The sequence below is a fragment of the Thalassospira sp. MIT121401 genome, from assembly GCF_047125595.1.
In the GTDB taxonomy this organism is placed as follows: domain Bacteria; phylum Pseudomonadota; class Alphaproteobacteria; order Rhodospirillales; family Thalassospiraceae; genus Thalassospira; species Thalassospira povalilytica.
Window position 1 is genome coordinate 3,039,963 of the sequence record NZ_CP138926.1, and the last position, 20,655, is coordinate 3,060,617.

20 protein-coding genes are annotated in these 20,655 nt (G+C 55.4%); 14 read left to right on the forward strand and 6 right to left on the reverse strand.

All coding sequences use genetic code 11. The features are described 5' to 3' along the window. The first annotated feature begins 145 nt into the window (after positions 1-145). Together SIB88_RS13995 and SIB88_RS14000 are read left to right on the forward strand one after the other, a co-directional pair. Entirely contained in the window at positions 146-784 is a 639-nt protein-coding gene (locus tag SIB88_RS13995; protein ID WP_286884782.1) for an NUDIX domain-containing protein, read from the forward strand. A 140-nt stretch (positions 785-924) separates the two neighbouring features. Beyond that, entirely contained in the window at positions 925-1,923 is a 999-nt protein-coding gene (locus SIB88_RS14000) for a cysteine synthase A (RefSeq protein ID WP_101246065.1), read from the forward strand. An 81-nt stretch (positions 1,924-2,004) separates the two neighbouring features. On the opposite strand, the gene SIB88_RS14005 is transcribed toward SIB88_RS14000, so the two are convergent. Then, positions 2,005-3,270, reverse strand: coding sequence for an MFS transporter (locus SIB88_RS14005; protein ID WP_242512844.1), 1,266 nt, complete (start codon positions 3,268-3,270; stop codon positions 2,005-2,007). A gap of 230 nt (positions 3,271-3,500) precedes the next feature. Here SIB88_RS14005 and SIB88_RS14010 point away from each other — a divergent pair, with 230 nt between their 5' ends. From SIB88_RS14010 to SIB88_RS14025, 4 genes are all read left to right on the forward strand, one after another. Beyond that, positions 3,501-4,412 carry a LysR family transcriptional regulator gene (locus SIB88_RS14010; protein WP_412558309.1) on the forward strand — a complete coding sequence of 304 codons (912 nt, stop codon included), beginning with the start codon at positions 3,501-3,503 and terminating at the stop codon, positions 4,410-4,412. Between the two features lie 106 nt (positions 4,413-4,518). Continuing rightward, complete coding sequence (locus SIB88_RS14015; protein ID WP_228195322.1) at positions 4,519-5,538, forward strand: LLM class flavin-dependent oxidoreductase; 1,020 nt, start codon at positions 4,519-4,521, stop codon at positions 5,536-5,538. A gap of 191 nt (positions 5,539-5,729) precedes the next feature. After that, on the forward strand, positions 5,730-7,304 hold the full coding sequence (locus tag SIB88_RS14020; protein WP_412558310.1) for an L-lactate permease: 1,575 nt from the start codon (positions 5,730-5,732) through the stop codon (positions 7,302-7,304). 1 nt (position 7,305) lies between these two features. Then, positions 7,306-7,464, forward strand: a complete 159-nt coding sequence (locus SIB88_RS14025) for a hypothetical protein (RefSeq protein ID WP_412558311.1) — start codon at positions 7,306-7,308, stop codon at positions 7,462-7,464. Between the two features lie 51 nt (positions 7,465-7,515). Here the strand turns inward: SIB88_RS14025 and SIB88_RS14030 are convergent, their stop codons facing one another. Further along, positions 7,516-8,148, reverse strand: a complete 633-nt coding sequence (locus SIB88_RS14030; protein WP_068519306.1) for a LysE family translocator — start codon at positions 8,146-8,148, stop codon at positions 7,516-7,518. Positions 8,149-8,487: 339 nt separating this feature from the next. Here SIB88_RS14030 and SIB88_RS14035 point away from each other — a divergent pair, with 339 nt between their 5' ends. Continuing rightward, positions 8,488-10,128: an inverse autotransporter beta domain-containing protein gene (locus SIB88_RS14035; RefSeq protein ID WP_412558312.1), complete on the forward strand. Its 1,641-nt coding sequence runs from the start codon at positions 8,488-8,490 to the stop codon at positions 10,126-10,128. Positions 10,129-10,265: 137 nt separating this feature from the next. Then, the gene (locus SIB88_RS14040) at positions 10,266-11,363 is read left to right on the forward strand and encodes a PA0069 family radical SAM protein (protein WP_412558313.1); all 1,098 of its coding nucleotides are present in this window, start codon (positions 10,266-10,268) and stop codon (positions 11,361-11,363) included. 39 nt (positions 11,364-11,402) lie between these two features. Here SIB88_RS14040 and tyrS read toward each other — a convergent pair whose 3' ends face one another. The 3 genes from tyrS to SIB88_RS14055 all read right to left on the reverse strand — a co-directional run bounded on the left by tyrS (position 11,403) and on the right by SIB88_RS14055 (position 14,491). After that, positions 11,403-12,722 carry a tyrosine--tRNA ligase gene (gene tyrS / locus SIB88_RS14045; protein WP_412558314.1) on the reverse strand — a complete coding sequence of 440 codons (1,320 nt, stop codon included), beginning with the start codon at positions 12,720-12,722 and terminating at the stop codon, positions 11,403-11,405. 317 nt (positions 12,723-13,039) lie between these two features. Next, positions 13,040-13,576, reverse strand: a complete 537-nt coding sequence (locus SIB88_RS14050; protein ID WP_068519303.1) for a hypothetical protein — start codon at positions 13,574-13,576, stop codon at positions 13,040-13,042. Between the two features lie 87 nt (positions 13,577-13,663). Next, on the reverse strand, positions 13,664-14,491 hold the full coding sequence (locus tag SIB88_RS14055) for a hypothetical protein (RefSeq protein WP_412558315.1): 828 nt from the start codon (positions 14,489-14,491) through the stop codon (positions 13,664-13,666). A gap of 271 nt (positions 14,492-14,762) precedes the next feature. On the opposite strand from SIB88_RS14055, the gene SIB88_RS14060 reads away from it, so the two are divergent. The 5 genes from SIB88_RS14060 to rpmF all read left to right on the forward strand — a co-directional run bounded on the left by SIB88_RS14060 (position 14,763) and on the right by rpmF (position 18,081). Beyond that, entirely contained in the window at positions 14,763-15,473 is a 711-nt protein-coding gene (locus SIB88_RS14060; RefSeq protein WP_288349775.1) for an alanyl-tRNA editing protein, read from the forward strand. Positions 15,474-15,699: 226 nt separating this feature from the next. Next, positions 15,700-16,569 (forward strand): sulfurtransferase, encoded by an 870-nt coding sequence (locus SIB88_RS14065; RefSeq protein ID WP_289078221.1) that lies wholly within the window; start codon positions 15,700-15,702, stop codon positions 16,567-16,569. 77 nt (positions 16,570-16,646) lie between these two features. Further along, positions 16,647-17,177 (forward strand): GNAT family N-acetyltransferase, encoded by a 531-nt coding sequence (locus SIB88_RS14070; protein ID WP_412558316.1) that lies wholly within the window; start codon positions 16,647-16,649, stop codon positions 17,175-17,177. Then, a complete protein-coding gene (locus SIB88_RS14075) occupies positions 17,174-17,860 on the forward strand; it encodes a GNAT family N-acetyltransferase (protein ID WP_206927458.1) in 687 nt (228 codons plus the stop codon). The genes SIB88_RS14070 and SIB88_RS14075 overlap by 4 nt, the downstream gene beginning before the upstream one ends. Before the next feature lie 41 nt (positions 17,861-17,901). Then, the gene (gene rpmF / locus SIB88_RS14080) at positions 17,902-18,081 is read left to right on the forward strand and encodes a 50S ribosomal protein L32 (protein WP_007090029.1); all 180 of its coding nucleotides are present in this window, start codon (positions 17,902-17,904) and stop codon (positions 18,079-18,081) included. A gap of 196 nt (positions 18,082-18,277) precedes the next feature. On the opposite strand, the gene SIB88_RS14085 is transcribed toward rpmF, so the two are convergent. Continuing rightward, the gene (locus SIB88_RS14085) at positions 18,278-19,234 is read right to left on the reverse strand and encodes a threonine/serine dehydratase (RefSeq protein WP_412558317.1); all 957 of its coding nucleotides are present in this window, start codon (positions 19,232-19,234) and stop codon (positions 18,278-18,280) included. Positions 19,235-19,444: 210 nt separating this feature from the next. Between SIB88_RS14085 and metC the strand changes: the two genes are divergently transcribed. After that, positions 19,445-20,629, forward strand: coding sequence for a cystathionine beta-lyase (gene metC / locus SIB88_RS14090; RefSeq protein ID WP_114112498.1), 1,185 nt, complete (start codon positions 19,445-19,447; stop codon positions 20,627-20,629). Positions 20,630-20,655 lie beyond the last annotated feature (26 nt).

Here is a 20,655-nt window from a genome sequence, read left to right on the forward strand (position 1 = left end):
CCCCGCAAACAGCAGGTTCAGGCCGCCCACCACCTTGAGATTCACCAAATACATACATAAGAATAAAAAAATATTACCATGAGTTTAGATTGTCTTAGACCACTCTCCTTTTGCATTGTAAACCCTTTAGCCTGATATACGGACAATGACCGAACAAAAACACGCACGCCCACGACAATTTCACATTCTTGACCAAAAACGCGGCTGGGATGGATATTTCAAACTTGATGTCTATCGGCTGCAACATGACAAATTCGATGGCGGCAAAAGCGCGATCCTTGAACGCGAAGTTCTTGAACGCGGTCATGCCGTCGCACTTCTGCCCTATGACCCGGTGCGCGACGAGGTAGTCCTGATTGAACAGTTTCGCCCCGGCACCCTGTCGGTCCAAAACCATTATCCGGACATGCCGGTCTGGCTGACTGAAATTGTTGCCGGCATTATCGAAGACGGCGAAAACGCAGAAGACGTCGCACGCCGCGAAACGATCGAAGAAGCCGGTTGTGAAATCATCGGCCCGCTTGAACTGATTTCGCGATATTATGTCACACCGGGCTGCTCAAGCGAGACAGTGACCATGTATTACGGACGAGTTGACACATCCAAAGCCGGTGGCATTCACGGTCTTGCAGAAGAAGGCGAAGACATTCGCGTTTTTACCGTCAGTGCCGATGAATGCTTTGCCATGTTGCAGAATGGACAACTCTGCAATGCAACAGCGACGATTGCCGTACAATGGCTTATGCTTCATCGCGACCGCATCCGCAGAGAAGCAGGCGTCTAGGGGATTTTCCGGATATTCGGAGATATGATATATTTCACACAAACTTTGCGTTATAATTTTCAAACCATCTTGACTTTTGTGTAATAAAGCCCCAATCAACAACTAATCAAATTTTGAACTCACCACGTTTGGAGTCTGTCATGGACATTCGCAATGGCACCATCGAAGCCATTGGCCGCACCCCGCTTGTGAAACTGAAAAAGGTTTCCGAGCTGACGGGTTGCACCATTCTTGGCAAGGCGGAATACGCAAACCCGGGCGGCTCTGTCAAAGACCGTGCGGCTCTTGCCATCATCCGCGACGCAGAGGCCCGCGGCCTTTTGAAACCGGGCGGCGTTATCGTCGAAGGTACGGCCGGCAATACCGGTATCGGCCTTGCTGTTGTCGGCAATGCCCTTGGCTATCGCACCGTTATCGTCATCCCGGAAACCCAGAGCCAGGAAAAGAAAGATCTTCTGCGTCTTCTGGGTGCGGATCTGCGCGAAGTTCCGGCCGTCCCCTATCGCGATCAGAACAACTATGTTCACGTATCGCGCCGTCTGGCCGAAGAACTGGCAAAAACCGAACCCAATGGCGCAATCTGGGCCAACCAGTTTGACAACGTTGCCAACCGTCAGGGTCATATCGACACCACGGCCCCCGAAATCTGGGAACAGACCGATGGCAAGATTGATGGCTTTATCTGTGCCGTTGGCACCGGCGGCACGCTTGCCGGTGTGTCGATGGGCCTGAAAGAGCGCAACAAGAACATCCAGATCGGCCTTGCTGATCCGATGGGTGCGGCACTTTACAGCCACTATAAATTCGGCGAACTGAAATCCGAAGGCAGCTCAATCTCCGAAGGGATCGGCCAGGGCCGCATCACTGCGAACCTTGAAGGCATCGAGATTGACCACCCGTTCCAGATTTCCGACGAGGAAATGCTGCCGATCGTCTTTGACCTGCTTAAGGAAGAAGGCCTGTGCATGGGCGGTTCGACCGGGATCAACATTGCTGGTGCAGTGCGCCTTGCCCGCGAACTCGGCCCGGGCAAAACCATCGTCACCGTTCTGTGTGATCTTGGTACCCGCTATCAAAGCAAACTTTGGAACCCGACTTTCCTTAAGGAAAAAGGTTTGCCGAGCCCCGACTGGCTCTAGGACCATTTGATGTCTGAAACGCAAAACCCCGCCAGATATTCTGGCGGGGTTTTGTTATAAGTGCGCGATTTTTTTCCGCCATCAGGTCGCATCGACCAGTTCACCCTTTACGGCATTTCCACCGGCATCCTGACCGCGATCACCCGATGCCTTGGCGGCCAGCCGCCACAGATGGATACCGCACAGCAAGGCACAGAACAGCAACGCCACGGCAAATCCCGCCACCGCGTTCCATCCCCCGTGATCCCAGAACCATCCGCCAACCGATCCCATGATGCTTGATCCCAGATAATAGGCCAGAAGATACAGCGATGATGCATGGCCCTTTGACGTTTCGGCAAGACGACCGACCCAGCCACTGGCAATCGAATGGGCAACGAAAAAGCCGCTGGTCAAAACCACAATGCCGCCAATGATCCCGCCCAGACTGTCAAGCATGGTCAGAACAACACCAAGCCCGGCCAGCAGCACACCAACCACCAGCACCGGCCCGCGGCCCAGCCGGTCGGAAAGCGCCCCGGCAATCGACGACATCACCGACCCGCACAGATAGACAACAAAGATCAGGCCGATCTGACTTTGGCTCAGGCTATAGGGTTCATCAGAAAGCCGGAACCCGACATAGTTAAATACCGTGACAAAACACCCCATGGCAAAGGCGCCAATCAGAAACACATAAGGCAGGCCCGCATGTTTAAGATGCCCGCCCCAGGCCCGCAGGTGATAACGCACCTGAAATCCCGGACGCCGGACAAAGTTGCGCGATGCCGGCAACAAAACAGCAAAACCAAGGGCCGCAAGCAAACCGAACGCCCCCATCGCACCAAGGGCGGTATGCCAGCCAAACATGTCGGTCAGAAAACCGATCACAACGCGGCCACTCAAGCCCCCGATTGCGGTCCCGCTGATATAGATGCCCATCGCCATGCCCAGCCCCTTGGGGTCAATTTCTTCGGCCAGATAGGCCATGGCAACCGCAGGCACACCACCAAGAATAAGCCCCTCAAGCGCACGCAACACCAGAAAGGCATGCCAGTCTGACAAAAACGGCGCAATCAGGTTCAGGATCGATGCCACACACATTGACACCAGCATCAATTGTTTGCGCCCGGCGGCTTCCGATACCGCACCGGCCAGCAAAATGGCAAAGGCCAGGAACCCGGTCGTCAGTGACAATGCCAATGAACTTTCCGCCGGTCCGACACCAAAATGACTGGCCAGTTCCGGCAAAAGCGGCTGCACGCAATAAATCAGGGAAAAGGTCGCATAGCCTGCAAGGAAAAGGGCAACACTGATACGGCGGAATGCCGCCGACCCCGGACTGATCCAGACCGGTTCGGATGACATTTGCGCATTGGTGGACGCGAGCGGGCTTTCAGCACATTGGGGGGACGTGCTGTCATTATCCGCCGTATCAGCAGCGACGTTTGAATGTGGCTCAGGTTTTTGATCCCGAGAAACAGACATTTGCGACCTCTTTTGGAAGGGTTCGTGGGGTGTGCTTATGATTGCATTCCACGCGCCATCCGTCCAATATATGAAACAGTCATTTTTGATATGTTTTGGATATACCACCGATGGAACTGCGCCATATCCGTTACTTTCTGGCTGTTGCCCGTGAAGGCAATTTTACCCGTGCGGCTGCGCGGATCGGCATCGGTCAGCCTCCGCTTAGTCAACAGATCCGCGATCTTGAAACCGAAATCGGTACCGCCCTTTTTCATCGTGTGCCCCATGGCGCCGAACTGACCGAGGCCGGGGCAGCATTCCATGACGTGGTCGCCCAATTCCCCGACCTTGCTGAACGGGCCATTCGTGCTGCCCGTCGCGCCGGGCGCGGTGAAACCGGCACCATCCGGGTTGGCTTTACCGCATCGGCGGCCTTTAGCCCGTCGGTTCCCGGTGTCTTTCGCGATTTCAGGCGTGCCTTTCCGGCTGTTGAGATGACGCTCGAAGAAAGCAACTCGGCCCAGCTTGTCACCCGGCTTAAGGAAGAACAGCTTGATGCTGTTTTCCTGCGTCAGGATGCCATTGCCGATGACGGCATTCGTCTGCATGTGATTTCGTCCGGTCCGATGGTTGTGGTGTTGCCTGCCGGGCATCCGGCGGCAAAACGTGATAAAGTCTCACTTTCTCAATTGCGCGATGATGCCCTGATCCTGACCCCGCGCGACGTCGGCCCGACCCATTATGACAAGGTGGTCAGTGCATGCCGCAATGCCGGGTTCGAACCCCAAATGGGCCAGATCGCCCCGCAGCTTGGATCGGTCATCAACTTTGTGGCAGCTGAACTTGGTTTTTCACTGGTGCCCAAACCCATGACGCAGCTTCAGGCCAATGGGGTTGTCTATCGCGAAATTGATGGTGAAGTCCCGATTGCCGAATTGTCGCTGGCCTATCGCAGCAACGACATTTCCATCGCCCTTCGCAATTTCGTCAGCCGCACCCTGGCCGCCCATCGGTCATTTTCCGAACCCGACGATGATTGAGCCATAACAGGACTGGCAAGACGATGATTTCGGGCTAGATTAATGCCAACTGTGAAATCAGGCGCCCCGCAAATGCGATGTCGGCGCCAAACCGAAAGTCTGGCTGATGCTACGATATTCCCTTCTTGATCTTTGCCCGGTGAATGCGGGCGAACATCCCTCTGATGCGCTTCGCAATACACTTGATCTTGCCCAACATGCCGAAAAGCTTGGCTATCATCGCTATTGGCTGGCCGAACATCACAATATGCCCGGTATTGCCAGTGCGGCGACCTCGGTCGTGATGGCCCATGTGGCGGCGGGCACCAAAACCATCCGTGTCGGTTCAGGTGGCGTGATGTTGCCCAACCATGCGCCGCTGGTGATTGCCGAACAATTCGGAACCCTTGATGCACTGCATCCCGGGCGGATTGATCTGGGCATCGGTCGCGCACCGGGTACCGATCAGCGCACCGCCGCCGCCCTTCGCCGTGACATGCACGGGTCCGAAGAACGCTTTATTCAGGATGTATTGCAGGTCCAGGCGTTCCTCGCCCCGCTTGAAGGCAATCCGCCGATCCGCGCCGTTCCGGGCTACGGATCGCAAGTCCCGATGTGGCTTTTGGGAAGCAGCCTGTTTTCGGCTGATCTTGCGGCACGCCTTGGCCTGCCCTTTGCCTTTGCATCGCATTTTGCGCCTGACATGCTGATGGATGCGCTGTCGCTTTATCGTCACCGGTTCGAGCCAAGCGAACAGCTTGATAAACCCTATGCCATTGCCGCCATGGGATTCTTTGCTGCTGACACCGACGAGGAAGGCGAATATCTGGCGACCTCGATGCAGCAGCAATTCCTGAACCTGCGGCGTGGCACGCCGGGCCAGTTACCCAAACCGGTCAAGGATATGGGCGAAATCTGGAACCGGGTTGAAAAGGCCGGTGTTGATCACGCCATGCGTTATGCCGCAATTGGCGGGCGTGACACGGTTCGCAAAAAATTGCGCGAATTTGCCTATATGACAAAGGCCGATGAAATCATGGTTACCGCCAACATCTATGATCAGGCCGCGCGTCAGAAATCCTTTGCCATTGCCGCCGAACTGTTTGGTGAAATGAACGCACAAGGCGACAATAAAGACTGCGCCTGATCACGAATTTACGCAATGCGATCAATCACATCAAAACGCCGGGCTCCTTCCGAACCCGGCGTTTTGATTTCATCATACGAAATACCAGATTTCCACTACTTGCGCTTGCATCATAGCTCGGACAATATGCGCATCCCGTCGACGTCATCGACGGCAGCCCCATTTTTTCAAAAGGTTATGGTGCGCCACCCATGAGCGACTTTTTGTTGGCCGCGTTGCCGATCGCAACCATCCTGTTTCTGATGATCAAGATGAACTGGGGGGCTGCGCGTGCCGGCGCGGCTGCGTGGTTTGTCACCGCCGTCATCGCCGTGTTTTTCTTTGGTGCACCAACCGACATGCTCGTCATCGCCCAGGCCAAGGGCGTGATGCTGGCACTTTATATCCTTTATATCGTCTGGGCGGCCCTGATCCTTTACTTCGCGGCCGAAGAAGCCGGTGCGATCAAAACCATCGGGCGTGCCATCCGCTCCCTGACCGATGATCGACCGCTTCAACTACTTATTCTCGGCTATGTTTTTGCAAGCTTCCTGCAAGGGGTTGCCGGGTTCGGCGTTCCGATTGCCGTGGTCGCACCACTGCTTCTGGGCATGGGCTTTTCGCCGGTGCTGGCGGTTGCTGCCCCCATGATCGGTCATAGCTGGTCGGTGCTGTTTGGCAATATGGCAACATCGTTTGAAGCATTGATTGGTGTAACGGGTATTCCGGGCACCGAACTGACGCACTATTCGGCCATTCTGCTTGGCCTGTCCGGCTTTACTTGCGGGGCGGCAGTCTTGTGGCTTGATGGCGGTTTTCGCACCATTCGCCGGCGGATTGTCCCGCTGGTTCTGATTTCGGGCGTGATGGGCGTCGTGCAATATTGCATGGCCAATTACGGTGTCTGGACGCTTGGTGGATTGACCGGCGGTATTGCGGGGCTTGTAACATCGATCATCGTCACCCGGTTCTGGAAATCCCATCCCGATGATGTCGCCGAGCAGGTTCATGATGATCATGCCCACATGCCATTGATCGAGGCGCTGACACCTTATCTGGTCTTTATCGTGCTGGTGACCGTGGCGACCTTTGCGCCGGGGGTTGAGGACTTCCTGGGCAAAGTCCGCTTCACCCTTGATTTCCCGGAAACATCGACTTCGCTTGGCTGGGTCATTGGTGCGGAAAGTGCCAAGGCGATTGCCATTTTCGGCCATCCGGGTGCGCTTCTGCTTTATACCGCGGCCATCAGCTTTGCCTTTTTCAAATTGCGCGGTCGCTATGATGACGGGATTGGCAAGCGGATCTGGCAACGCACGCTCAAAAGCGGCCTTCCGACCAGTATTGGCATGGTGCCGGTTATTGGACTTGCCATCATCATGGATCATGCGGGCATGACCTATGCCCTTGCCGAAGGTGGTGCCGCGATCTTTTCCGGTGCCTTTGCCGTCGCCTATCCGGTGATTTCACCGGCAATCGGCGCGCTTGGTGCCTTCATGACCGGCAGCACCAACAATTCCAACGTGGTGTTTGGCATGTTCCAGCGTCATACCGCCGAACTTTCGGGGCTTTCCACGGCCCTGATCCTTGCCGCCCAGGCAACCGGGGCGTCGCTTGGCAGCATGCTGGCACCTTCCAAAATTCTTGTTGGCTGCTCAACTGTTGGCCTGTCTGGCAAGGAAGGCCCGGTGTTGTCGGTTGTCCTTAAAACCGGCGTGATCCTGACCGCGCTTTGCGGGTTTATGGCGCTTGGAATATTGCTGATTACCACCATGTACGGGGGCGCGTGACATGAAACAGAAACTGCTTAACCCGGTCTTTCTGGTTCTGGCATCAATCATTCTTCCGGTCGCCAGCTTTGAGGCAATGGTTATTGGCAGCATCGCTGCCAGCGATATCCTGTTTGCCCTGTTCTGCGCGGTCATGGCCCTGATCATTGTGCGCAAATAACAAACCCGCCGATTTAAAACCGGCGGGTCAGAATGACAACGGCATCCGTTCTTATGGGCGGAATGTCGCCAGCTTCACCCCAAACGCGATGAATACCGCCCCCGTGGTTGCCTTGAGCACCCGCTGAAAACGGCCACTGCCGGCAAAACGGGTCAGTTTGGCCAGAAGAAGAATAATCGCCCCGAACCAAACGGCATTGATCGCCGCATGGACACAGACCAGCATGAAGGCTGCTGAAACCGCCCCTTCACCGGTCGGAATGAATTGCGGAAATGCCGCAAGATAGAAAATCGACACTTTCGGGTTCAGCGCATTGGTCAGGAACCCTTCACCAAACGCCATGATCAGGGTCCGCTTGCGTTTTGCTGGCGTGACAGGCCGCACCGTTTTCACCCCGCGCCAGGCTTCGCGCAGCGCCTTGAACCCGACCCAGCACAGATACGCCGCCCCAAGCAGTTTGACGATCATGAAAGCCTGTGCCGATTGCACCAGAATGACCGAAATACCCAATATTGATAAGGTGCCGTGAATGTAAAACGCCGTGACAAATCCGGCGACATTGGCAAATCCGGCAGCACGCCCCGATGTCGGAACCGTTTTGGCAACCAGCACACCGTTGGGCCCGGGTGACATCACCAGAAGCGATGTAACAAGTGCAAAACTTAAAATATGCGTCCAATCCATGGGGCGGCTCCTTGCGTCGCGGTTGCGCGGGGTGGCTTGCGCATCTCGACTATAGCTCCGCCCTGTGTTGCGGCAAGAAAATGATTGTGACCATGACATTTTCCCTGACACCAGCCCCATTGCCGTTCAGGGAAGATGATAACTTTTGGAAAAATGATAAAGAATAGAACTGGCCCCGCCCTGCTGGCAGCATTACGGTTTTTCCGAACAAAAAGTGATTTGGCAGAAAGCCATACACGCCCGGGGCACAAATTTCCCCACGAGCTGACAGATCCCAACGCCTCATCAGTGCATCAGCAAATTGCTGTAGCACATTGAGCCCTGCTGACCAGATTGAACATGCACACCAGCCACATCATTCGCCCCGCATTCCTGTTTGCCGCAACCTTTATTGCATCCTCCGTTGCCCATGCCGATGCGTCACAAACAGCCGACAAATGGGGTGGTCACATCGACCTTGAAGGCAAGGCAGGCACCGACCGCAATCTTGGTGAAACAGACCTGTTCATTCCGCTTTGGCAGGACGATGACACCCTGACCTTCACCAGCATTCGTGCCCGCATGGATGACAATAACAGTCACGAAGGAAACTTTGGTCTCGGCATCCGTCAGATGCTTGATGCCGGATGGAACATTGGTGGCTATGGCTATTTTGACCGCCGCCACAGCCCATATGGCAACAAGTTCAACCAATTGACCTTCGGCGCTGAGGCCCTGTCACTTGATTGGGACTTTCGCGCCAATGCCTATCTCCCGGTCGGCACCACACAATATATGGAAGACAGTCTGAGCACTGTCGATGTAAGCGGCACCACCCTGATGTACCGTCAGGGCGAAGAACGGGCATTAAGCGGCTTTGACGGCGAAATTGGCTGGCGCATTCCCTTATTTGAAGATGATGCCGGACAACAGCTTCGGGCCTATGCGGGTGGATATCGCTTTACCGAAAACAATGTTGATACCGTGCAGGGACCACGCGGGCGACTGGACCTGACCTTTGACGAGGTCCCCTTCTTGTGGGAAGGATCTCGTTTCTCCCTCGGGGCTGAAATTCAGCATGACAGTCCGCGCGGTACGCAAGGCTTCGCCAGCTTCCGCCTTCGCATCCCGTTACAGGGGTTTGGCGGCGCACCAAAACCACGTCTGACGGCGATGGAACGCCGCATGACAGATCCGATCATCCGCGACATTGATGTCGTCAGCCAGGCCGGACAGTTTTCAGATGCAAGCGAAATCACCCAAACAGCGGACGGGGAGACGATCACGCTTCTGAACAGCGACTCAACATCGGCTGCCGATTTTGCCACCGCCATTGCCAATGCGGGCACAAACTCCACCGTCATATTGAGCGGCAACTACACATCCATTAATTCCATGACAACCGTTCAGGATGGTCAAACCATTGTCGGGGGCGGCACACTTGCCATTAAAACCCCGACGGGACGATCCGTGACGGTTGCCATACCGGATGCGTCAATCTCGGGCGAAGGTGACAATGGCTCTGGCGGCCCCAACCGGTTTTTTGAAATGGCTGACAACAGCAGCCTGATCGGCGTAACGGCAAGCATCAACCGCGCTGGAAGCACCGTTATCGCGCATATAGATGGCAAGCAGAATGTCACAATTCGCGACAATACGCTGACCAGCACTGTAAGTGCATCAACCGCATCAGCCTTCTTGATCAAGAACAGCCATAACATCACCATTGACAGCAATGATGTATCCATTGTCGCCAATGGCAGCACCGGTCAGTTCATTGCATTCACGGACAACAATTCGAACATAAGCGTGAATAACAACTCTGTCTCGATGACCGGATCAATCCTGACGACGGATCAACATTATATCTTGCTTGCCGGTGGGGTGACGATCAACAACCTGTCGGGCACCGGAAATACATCCAACATCGCCAGATGTTATATTGTCAGCACCTACACCATTACCGGGTCAATCACGACAAACGGCACGACTTGCCCCTGACCTGACATCGCACAGTTCGATGATCGCGGCTCTGACTTGAATGTTCCTATTTTGTTCTTTATTATGTTCACATGAAGAACAACATCGCCCATAGCCCGGATCAGCCCCCTACCGCCATTTTTGATGATGGATGGTCAATGGCAGCCACTGATCTGAACATCTTGCCTGCCCGCGGACAAAAGGGACGCGGTGCGGTTTCCAATATTGACGGGCGATTTGAACGCCATACCCATCAGGCCATTGATGATGGATGGCTGGGCACATTGATGGAAGATCAGGACGCCCCACGTACCAAAACCACCCTTGGTATCGATGGTGCGCGGTCTGTCATTACAAAGAACCAAAGCCCGGATGTGCCATTTGATCGGTCGATCAACCCTTATCGCGGCTGTGAACATGGCTGTGTCTATTGCTTTGCCCGACCAACACACGCCTATCTTGGCCTGTCGCCGGGGCTGGACTTTGAAACCAAGCTGTTCTGGAAGCCAGAAGCCGCCAGCTTGCTCCGAAAGCAACTGTCTTCAAAAAGCTATCACCCCGAACCGATTGTGATCGGCACCAGTACCGATCCCTATCAGCCGGTTGATCGCGACAAGAAACTGACCCGCGATATCATCCGCGTATTGGCCGATTGCCAGCATCCTTTTTCGCTGATCACCAAAAGCGCACTGGTGACGCGCGACATTGATCTGATTGCACCGATGGCGGCCCTGAACCGTGCGTCGGTCGCGGTATCGGTCACAAGCCTTGATCACCGCCTGTCCAATTTGCTGGAACCGCGCGCATCGGCGCCGCATCGCCGGCTTGAAGCCATTCGAAAGCTTTCGGATGCTGGCATCCCCGTCACCGTGCTGGCCGCCCCGATCATTCCCGGGCTTAATGACATGGAAATCGAAAAAATCGCCGCGGCCTGTGCCGATGCCGGGGCATCATCAATCAGCCATATCGTCCTGCGCCTGCCGCTTGAAATCGCAGATCTGTTTGAAGAATGGCTGAGTGCCCATTATCCGAACCGCAAGAACAAGGTCATGTCGCTGGTCCGCCAGATGCGCGGCGGCGAACGATATCAGTCGGAATTTGGCAACCGCATGCGCGGCACCGGCCCGGTCGCGGATCTGATTGCTCATCGATTTGCCCTGGCCCGCAAGAAATATGGACTTACCGGCCGGTCGCTCGACCTTGATTGCAGCGGCTTCAAACGTCCCAGTGCAGACGGGCAGATGTCGCTGTTCTGACACCTGCCCAGGATATATCGCACTTTCATGGCAAGACCATCATCCGACCCGTTTGATTGCAGCATGGCGTTTCTTGCCAACGGAAAGCTGCAACAGTTCCCAATCATCAAACGCGTAATTCAGGACGTGATGTTCCGGGTCGGTGATTTGCTTGTCATCAATCCGCACGGCCCCGCCTTCGACCAGACGGCGGGCTTCGCTGTTGGTTTTGGCAAATCCGGCCATGACAATCAGGGCCAAGATCCCGATGCCGTCCTTAAGCGCATGGGCGGTGAATTCCAGCGTCGGCAGGCCGTTAAGATCGCCATTCGCACCAAACACCCCACTGGCGGCGGACTTCACGGCTTCGAGTTCAAATTCGCCATGGGCCAGACGGGTCGCCTCATCGGCCAGAACAATCTTGGCTTCGTTGATTGCTGCGCCTGAAAGCTGTTCAAGCTGTTCGATATCGAGCAATGGCAGATCGGTGAACAGCCGCAGGAAACGACCAACGTCCCCATCCTCGCAATTGCGCCAGAACTGCCAGTAGTCAAAGGCACTCAACCGATCGGCATTCAGCCACACGGCCCCGGCGGCAGTTTTGCCCATCTTTACACCTGATGCGGTGGTCAGAAGCGGTGCGGTCATGCCAAACACCTCATTGCCATCAACCCGGCGCACCAGATCAACACCATTGATGATATTGGCCCATTGATCGCCCCCGCCCATCTGGGCCCGGCATCCGAAACGACGCGACAGTTCAAGGAAATCGAACGCCTGCAAAATCATGTAGTTGAATTCAAGGAAGCTGAGGCTTTCCTGCCGTTCGAGCCTTGATTTCACCGAGTCAAAGGACAGCATCCGGTTGACCGAAAAATGCCGCCCGATATCACGCAAAAGGTCAACATAGCCAAGCTGATCAAGCCAGTCGGCATTATTGACCAGAACCGCATCGCTCGGACCGTCCCCGAAACGCAGGAACCGTCCAAACACCTTGCGAATGCCATTGATGTTTGCCGCGATCTGTTCGTCGGTCAGGATCGGGCGTGCTTCGGACCGGAAACTGGGATCGCCGATGCGGGTCGTACCACCACCCACCAGCACAATCGGTTTGTGACCGTGGCGCTGCAACCAGCGCAATGTCATGATCGGCAACAGGTGCCCGACATGCAGGCTATCCGCCGTGGCATCAAATCCGATGTAAACCGGCACGGCCTCTTCACCGGCAAGAATACGATCCAGCCCGGCAAAGGATGTGCATTGATGGATAAAGCCCCGTGCATGCAACGCAAGCAACGCATCGGATGCAAAACCGTTCTGGGTTACCTCGCTGGCATTTTGCGGCGAAGCTGGTTGGTCAACAGGTTGGGATATCGTCATGTCGGTTTTCCTTGATGGTGGGGCCACCTCGGGCAAACCGGTTTATGGAAAAAACAAAGGCCGCCCTGGGGCAGCCGGTCTTGGTTTTATAAAAACACGTCAACAGGCGCCGCACTATGTGTGCAGCGGATAATACGAGTTGAACTGTGCAAATACGTTTTCCATGCCCAAATGCATATGGCGCAAATCCGGATCGGTCAAGCGTGTTTTGCGACACGCCCCGAAATAGAAACACCCGCCAAAAGATGGCGGGTGCGTGATCACCTGATGAAACCGACGGACTGTCCTGTGCCGCCAGCCTCAGCTGACAACCAGTCTTAGCTGACAACACGATAGCGCGCATGCAGGGCCGGATTGTTGTTCATCATGGTTGCGCTGATCATCGGTTTGCGTGCGACGTCGTCCGACTTTTCGGCGGCCTGAACTGCACTCAGATCATCCTGGCTGAGATTTCCATTTTCCGTAAGCGCCAGATCACGTGCGCTTTCAAAGAAGCGCAGACCGCGCTTTTCCATGACATAAAGGGTCTCACCACCCCATTCCCCGGTCCAGACAAGGCCAGAAAGGCCTTCCATTTCCTTTTCAATCCGGGCCGGTGAAATCGGCATCCCAAGGCAGGTGGTCAACAGAAATGAAAGTTCGGCCGCCGTCACCCCGTCTTCACAGCATTCTTCGGCCAGAACCGACATGACCGCCATGGTCACAACCCGAAGCGACACCTTGCTGGTTTCCAGCCCCGGGAAACGGTTTTGCTGAAGTTCGACAATGTCGTTGGCAATCCGGTCAACATCCCCGCGGATAACATATCGACCGCGCCAGACACGACAGCTTGTTCTGACTTCCCATTCACGCATTGTTGGTCCCACCCGTTTTTATCTGTCCCAATGCAAAAACGATACATCACCCATACATATAGTCAATACATTTATCGACATTTTGTATCATTTTCGACATTCCGTTTGAAACCACTGATATCCAGCCTTCGAGACAGCAAAACCGTCGTCGCCTTCCACCGGATCAAGGTAGCCACGCGTCACAGCAACATGAAAATCGCGACTGAAATTTCGCGGCATGCGAAGATGCTCCTGACGCCGCAAGACACGACGAATATCATCGCGCGTCACAATGGCCCGTCCTTCGCGATAATGCAGCCAGATCGCCGCAATCAGAATGGTTTCGGCAAAACCGCGCGGTTGCAGACGCCTGACCAGATCCCCCAGCGTCCCCATGAAACTGGTAATGAATGCACCGGGATCAATATCCATCGACGCCACGAGCCTGTAACCGACATCAAACCGACCAGGCTGCTGGTGATCGCCATACTCTTCCACCCCAACCGATGCCGGATCAGCAGCACGGGAACCAGATGCCCCGCTCGTTCCGGCCGGGGATGCACCATCAGCAAAGGATGCGCCATCAGAACCGGCAGGAATACCGTCGTACCGCGCATTGCCGGAATGCGCAAAATCCGCCCCCGGAACGGATACCGGCACGGATGCCGCAGCGGCTCCCGACGCGGATTCCGGAACAGGAGCAGCCCCCGAAGCCGACCCCGCCCGGGATGCCGGTGGGGTTACCATTGAACCCGGCGCAGTCACCCCCTGCGCCGCCGCGGGCATCCCGGGTACGGCCGACGCCATAACCGGTGCCGGCTGCCCGAACAGGGCCGCCATGACCACAGGCAACCGTGCCGGTGGGATCGCACATTCAAGATCCACCGGTCCGAAATCGCCCTCGCCCGTAAGTTTGACGTGAATTATTGCTGCCAAGGTTGCTGCCACTCCTGATTTACCCAACCAGATATCATACAAAATGTATAAATTGCAACCTTTGATCTTTATTTTACGTAACAATCACTACATCTCAGAAAATCCGATCTGGCAAATTTGATCTCGACAACACCCCCGCCGATTGCCCACCATGCCAAAATTGTCGACCGGTACCGCCTGGTGCGATTTTCCATGCGCAATCTCGTGCATGAAATTGCCCCGACCCGTAAGCAGATCGGCACAGAAACGCCACCACCAGGGGATCGAGACCATGACACGCCTTTTGTTTCGCGAAGATGCCTATGCCAGAAGTTGTGATGCCACCATCCAAAGCATTTCAGATCGCGGCATCGAACTTGATCAGACCGTTTTCTATGCCACCGCAGGCGGCCAGACTGGCGATATCGGCACCTTGAAAACCGCATCGGGGGATGTTCTTCCGGTCGTTACCACCGTCAAGGACCGCGAAACCGGTCGCATCCTGCACATCATCGATGAAAACCATCCGCTTCCGGGCGTTGGTGACGCCGTCACAGCCGAACTTGATTGGGATCACCGCCATAAACTGATGCGCTTTCACACCTGCCTGCATCTTTTATGTGCCGTGATCGAAGGCGACGTTACGGGTGGCAATATCGCCGCCCACAAGGCACGCCTTGATTTCAATCTGCCTGACAGCGCACTCGACAAGGATGAAATCACCGAAAAACTGAACGAACTGATTGCCCGCGATGCCGATGTCTATGACGGTGAAATCAGTGTGGCCGAACTTAAAGCCAACCCGGAACTTGTCCGCACCATGTCGGTTCAACCACCCATGGATGGCAATTCGATCCGTACTGTTACAATCGAAGGCATCGATTTTCAGCCCTGTGGCGGCACCCATGTGCGCAAAACCGGCGAAATCGGCCCGGTTTCTGTGGCAAAGATCGAAAAGAAAGGCCGTCAGAACCGGCGGATCAACATCGTTTTCGCCAGCTGACATCACCAATATCGGGTCATTGCGCGCATCAGGGCAACAGTTTGGCGAAAATCACGCCAAGGCGCAGGACTGCCGGTTGCCAGTTGCCATTCCTGCCATTACAAATTTGTCCTTAGAAACTTGAACGACAAGAAGTCACAAAGACCATCAGGACCCCATAACATAATGATCCCGGGACCAACCGGGATCGTGCAATACCCACCACATTGCCAACCGGAGCTTGTCCATGAATAACCCACTTTCCGCCCATGTGGCTGACGCCCTGGTTTCCACCCAGTGGCTGGCGGATCACCTCGACGCACCAGATGTGCGCGTCGTGGATGCAAGCTGGTACATGCCAGCCGACAATAAAAATGCCCGCGAAATTTATGACGCCCGGCACATTCCAGGCGCCGTCTTTTTTGATATTGATGAAATTGCCGCTGACGACAGTGCACCACTGCCGCACATGATGCCTGATGCCATCAAGTTTTCGGCCAAGGTCCGCAAACTTGGCCTTGGCGACGGGGTGCGGATCGTTGTTTACGGTCAAACCGGTTCTGCCCTTGCTGCTTGCCGGGCCTGGTGGATGCTGCGTCACTTTGGCCATAATGACGTGGTTGTTCTGGATGGCGGCCTGCCGAAATGGCTGGCCGAAGGCCATCCTGTTACCGATGCACCAACCCCGCCGCGTGAACGTCATTTTACCGCACGTGCTAACAGCTTCCTGCTGCGTGAAATTGATCAGGTGATGTCAAACGTCACGACAAAGCGTGAACAGCTTGTCGATGCCCGTGCGGGCGAACGGTTCCGCGGCGAAGTTGCCGACCCGTGGGGCAAGTCGGGCCATGTTCCGGGCTCTTTCAACCTGCCCTTCAATGTGCTGTTGAATGCGGATGGGACCTTTAAGGATGCCGCCGAAATCCGCACTGCCTTCGAAGATGCCGGTGTTGATCTGGAAAAGCCGATCGTCACCACCTGCGGATCGGGTGTCACCGCCTGCGTTCTTGCCATGGGTGCCTATATTGCTGCCAACAAACAGGTCGCGGTATTTGACGGCTCCTGGGCGCAATGGGCCACCACCGAAGACAGCCCGGTTGCCACCGGCCCTGCATGATCGCGGTTCGATCAACCCGACCAGTCGGGTTGATCACATATTTAAAGTATCGAGATTTAAAGCATCGAGAGTTTGACATGCCTGCTGCGTCACAATTTGGTTCCGGTTTTCCTGACCCCTGTCGGAAAACACCCGGTGACGAAGCAGGCATCATTCTTGAGCAGCTTAAATCCCCGACCCGCGACGATATCGCCGCAATTACCACATTGTGGATTGCAACCGGCCTGATCCCTGCCATTCGCGACGCCAGGCAAGATATCGAGAATTGCATCAATGCCGATCATGGCAGCCTGATCATCGCCCGCCACCCGTCAACCCGCCAGATCATCGCCACCATGATGACCGGTCATGATGAATTTCATGGCTGGATCCATTATCTGGCCATTGCGGCGGATGCGCAGAATCTTGGCATCGGACGCGAACTTGTCACCCTGGCCGAAGATATCCTGCGCGCCAGCGGCCTTTCAGAAGTCCGCGTCACCATCGAAAATGCCACAGCGGGTGATTTTTACGCCAAACTCGGCTATGACTGGCATGACAACGCCACCCGTCCGGAAACAACGGACAACAGTCAAAACATGATCATGCGCAAGAGTTTAGACCAATGACCCCATCCAATCCGCGCAAGCTGGAAGTTGTTGTAAGCTTCCTTGAAATGCAAAGCCCGCCTGACCGCCCGCCGGCAATCATCCCACCGGGCAAGGTCGCGGTCATCCGGGCCGAAGACCCCACATTGTCATTTTACCGCTACCTTTATAATACGGTCGGTGAACCGTGGTTGTGGTGGCAACGCCGCCTGATGAGCGATGATGAACTGGCCCCGATCCTGGCAAGCCCGCATACCCATGTGTATGTGCTGTATGTTGCCGGTGTGCCGGCCGGCTATTGCGAGCTTGATCTGACCGGCCTTGAAAATGACGGGGTCATTGACCTTCATTATATGGGCCTGATCCCGGAATTCATCGGCAAAGGCTTTGGCAAATACTTGCTGGACTGGGCGATTGACACGGCCTGGAGCCTCAAACCATCGCGGATTACCGTAAATACCTGCACACTTGATCATCCAAGTGCATTGGGGGCTTACCAAAAGGCAGGCTTTGTTGTATACGACCAGCGAACGGATATTGTTGACGATCCGCGCGATGTCGGGCTGATCCCGCATATTGATCATCATGTTGATCGTGATGGCCAATCTGGTGGTGACGCGCCTGATACCGGAAGTGGGCCGGAAAATGCAAATAATGCAGATTCTGGAACTTTGGTCGTTGACTTTCCCGACCGCGCAAGGTAACAAGCGCGCCTGAGTTTACCCAAGCCAGAGGATGATGACCCATGGCAGTGCCAAAGAAAAAAGTGACCAAGTCCCGTCAGGGCATGCGTCGCTCGCATGACAAGCTCGCCAAGGGCTCGTACCGCGAAGACAAAGAGACCGGCGAACTGCATCGCCCGCACCACATTGACCCGAACACCGGTATGTACCGTGGTCGTCAGGTGGTCGAGCCGAAGATGTAATTCCGTCCCGGAGAGCTCTTGCTCTTTGGCGGTTTGCGACGCTACAAAATTCCGCGCCACCTGATTTCAGATGGCGTCTGGTTTAAAAAGGGATGAAGCCCAACGGTTTCATCCCTTTTTATTTGCCCAACACACAAACAAAAACGGGCAAGGATACACCCTGCCCGCCGCATGATCAGCCTATGGCGATTTCGCCCTACTTGATGCCGTCGGTTCCGGTGCCACAGATGATCACACCAACCCGGCCCGGATCATCCACCCCCAGACGGTCCGTCATGATCGCGGCAATCCCGGCAGCAGCCGAAAGTTCAACTGCGATCCCCAAATCCTTCCAAAGCCAGCTTGCCGCCTTTTGCATTTCCTCGTCACTGACAAGGGCGATGCGATCGACATTCTTGCCAATCAGGTCGATATTCAATGCCGATGACTGACGCGGCGCCAGACTGGTGGCCGCTGTGTTCACGCTTGGCAAGGTCACGACTTCGCTGGCCTTGATGCTTTCAAACAGGGTGGCAGCCCCGGTGGGTTCCACCCCGATCACCCGGATCGATGGCCGCAACAGGCGCGCCGCCGTTGCCACACCGGAAATCAGCCCCCCGCCGCCAATTGCGACAACAAGCGTATCAAGATCAGGTTGCTGCTCAAGAAGCTCCAGCGCGATGGTGCCCTGCCCCGCAATTACTTTGGGATCGGCAAAGGGATGGATATAGGCCATGCCGCTTTCACGCGCATGGTCCATTGCTGCCCGGTTGGCGTCATCCCAGACCGCCCCGATCAGGGCAACATCAACGCCCTGCGCACGCAGCTTTTCGACTTTCGGCTTCGGGGTATTGGTTGGCAAAAAGATTTTGACCGGCACACCAAGGGTTCGCGCCGCATGGATCACCCCCATGCCATGATTGCCCCCCGATGCCGTGCAAAGCCCGACCGATCTTTTTTCGGCATCAAGGGCGAGTGCCGCATTCATGGCGCCACGCGCCTTGAAAGAACCGGTGACCTGCATGTTTTCAAGCTTCAGGAACAGCTCCGGCATATGTTTAACACCGCCAAAAGCCGTATTGTCGGCAAAGATTCCGGCCGCGAAAACCGGCGTCAAGCGCATATGGTCTGAAATTGCGCGGCGCGCAGCACGGAAATCCTGAAGATCGATCACGGGGCCCCCATTTGAAATCGTTATTTGATGCCCCGGCAGAAGGATTTCCCGAACAAGGCATTTGACAGAAATAACCCGGATCACTGATTTCACAATGACTTTTGCGCAAAAATCCTTGAAGGACGCCCGCCAAGATGGTTTGTCTTAACCCTAATAAAGCGGCATGAAACGACCATGTGCCAGCCAGACGATCAAGGAGATGCACCACCAATGTCCGCCAAAAGCCCCAAGAAAACGGCAACCCGACTGGTTCACGCCGGACGCCGGTCCAGTCAGTATCACGGCGTGGTCAACCCGCCTGTATTGCACGCATCGACCATCCTCTTTGACAGCCTTGCCGAACTGGAAAAGGCAGGTGCGTCTGCACCGGGCAAAGTCACCTATGGCCGTCACGGCACCCCGACCCGCTTCCTGCTCGAAGAAGCGGTTGCCGAACTCGAAGGCGGCTTTGGCACGCTTTGTGTGTCATCGGGTGTTGCAGCCATCACCAATTCGATTTTGGCCTTTGTCAAACCGGGCGATCATATTCTGGTCACTGACAGCACCTATTATCCGACTCGCAATCTGTGCAATACCTTCCTTAAGAAGTTCGGGGTTGAAACCGAATATTATGACCCGACCATCGGGGCGGATATTGCCGGTCTGATCCGCGACAATACCGCGCTTGTCTGGTGTGAAAGCCCCGGCTCCCTGACTTTCGAGATGCAGGACATTCCGGCAATTGCCGATGCTGCCCATGCTCGTGGCGTCAAGGTGCTGCTTGATAACACCTGGGCGTCTCCGATCCTGTGCCGTCCGTTTGAACTGGGGGTCGATGTTTCGGTTCAGGCCGGCACCAAATATATCGTCGGTCATTCGGATGTCATGATGGGCACCATTACGACAGCCACCGAAGAAGACCTTCTGACCATCAAAAAACAGATCATCATTTCCGGTGACGCGATTGGCCCTGATGACTGCTATCTGGCACAGCGCGGTCTTCGCACCCTTGGCGTGCGCATGAAACAGCATCATCAAAGCGGTCTTAAGGTCGCCAACTGGTTGCAGTCACGCCCCGAAGTCAAACGCGTTCTGCACCCGGCCCTGCCCGATGATCCGGGCCATGCCATCTGGAAACGCGACTTTTCGGGCGCCTGCGGCCTGTTTTCCTTTGTGATGAAACCGGTTTCCAAGCCGCAACTGGCCAATATGGTCGATCATATGGAACTGTTTGGCATGGGCTTTAGCTGGGGCGGATTTGAAAGCCTGATCCTGCCATCGGACCCGACCAAAATCCGCACCGCCACCAAATGGGACGAAGACGGCCAACTGATCCGCCTTCATATCGGCCTGGAAGATCCTGATGATCTGATTGCCGATCTTGAAGCCGGGTTCGAACGGTTGAAATCCGCCTGAAGCAAGTTTGCCCCAAACAACAAACG

Coding starts and splice junctions, on each gene's coding strand:
- SIB88_RS14065 (WP_289078221.1), top strand. CDS start 15,700: ATGAATAACCCACTTTCCGCCCATGTGGCTGACGCCCTGGTTTCCACC.
- SIB88_RS14035 (WP_412558312.1), top strand. CDS start 8,488: ATGCACACCAGCCACATCATTCGCCCCGCATTCCTGTTTGCCGCAACC.
- SIB88_RS14020 (WP_412558310.1), top strand. CDS start 5,730: ATGAGCGACTTTTTGTTGGCCGCGTTGCCGATCGCAACCATCCTGTTT.
- SIB88_RS14010 (WP_412558309.1), top strand. CDS start 3,501: ATGGAACTGCGCCATATCCGTTACTTTCTGGCTGTTGCCCGTGAAGGC.
- rpmF (WP_007090029.1), top strand. CDS start 17,902: ATGGCAGTGCCAAAGAAAAAAGTGACCAAGTCCCGTCAGGGCATGCGT.
- SIB88_RS14005 (WP_242512844.1), bottom strand. CDS start 3,270: ATGTCATCCGAACCGGTCTGGATCAGTCCGGGGTCGGCGGCATTCCGC.
- SIB88_RS13995 (WP_286884782.1), top strand. CDS start 146: ATGACCGAACAAAAACACGCACGCCCACGACAATTTCACATTCTTGAC.
- SIB88_RS14050 (WP_068519303.1), bottom strand. CDS start 13,576: ATGCGTGAATGGGAAGTCAGAACAAGCTGTCGTGTCTGGCGCGGTCGA.
- SIB88_RS14060 (WP_288349775.1), top strand. CDS start 14,763: ATGACACGCCTTTTGTTTCGCGAAGATGCCTATGCCAGAAGTTGTGAT.
- SIB88_RS14000 (WP_101246065.1), top strand. CDS start 925: ATGGACATTCGCAATGGCACCATCGAAGCCATTGGCCGCACCCCGCTT.
- SIB88_RS14030 (WP_068519306.1), bottom strand. CDS start 8,148: ATGGATTGGACGCATATTTTAAGTTTTGCACTTGTTACATCGCTTCTG.
- SIB88_RS14015 (WP_228195322.1), top strand. CDS start 4,519: ATGCTACGATATTCCCTTCTTGATCTTTGCCCGGTGAATGCGGGCGAA.
- SIB88_RS14040 (WP_412558313.1), top strand. CDS start 10,266: ATGGCAGCCACTGATCTGAACATCTTGCCTGCCCGCGGACAAAAGGGA.
- SIB88_RS14075 (WP_206927458.1), top strand. CDS start 17,174: ATGACCCCATCCAATCCGCGCAAGCTGGAAGTTGTTGTAAGCTTCCTT.
- tyrS (WP_412558314.1), bottom strand. CDS start 12,722: ATGACGATATCCCAACCTGTTGACCAACCAGCTTCGCCGCAAAATGCC.
- SIB88_RS14025 (WP_412558311.1), top strand. CDS start 7,306: ATGAAACAGAAACTGCTTAACCCGGTCTTTCTGGTTCTGGCATCAATC.
- metC (WP_114112498.1), top strand. CDS start 19,445: ATGTCCGCCAAAAGCCCCAAGAAAACGGCAACCCGACTGGTTCACGCC.
- SIB88_RS14070 (WP_412558316.1), top strand. CDS start 16,647: ATGCCTGCTGCGTCACAATTTGGTTCCGGTTTTCCTGACCCCTGTCGG.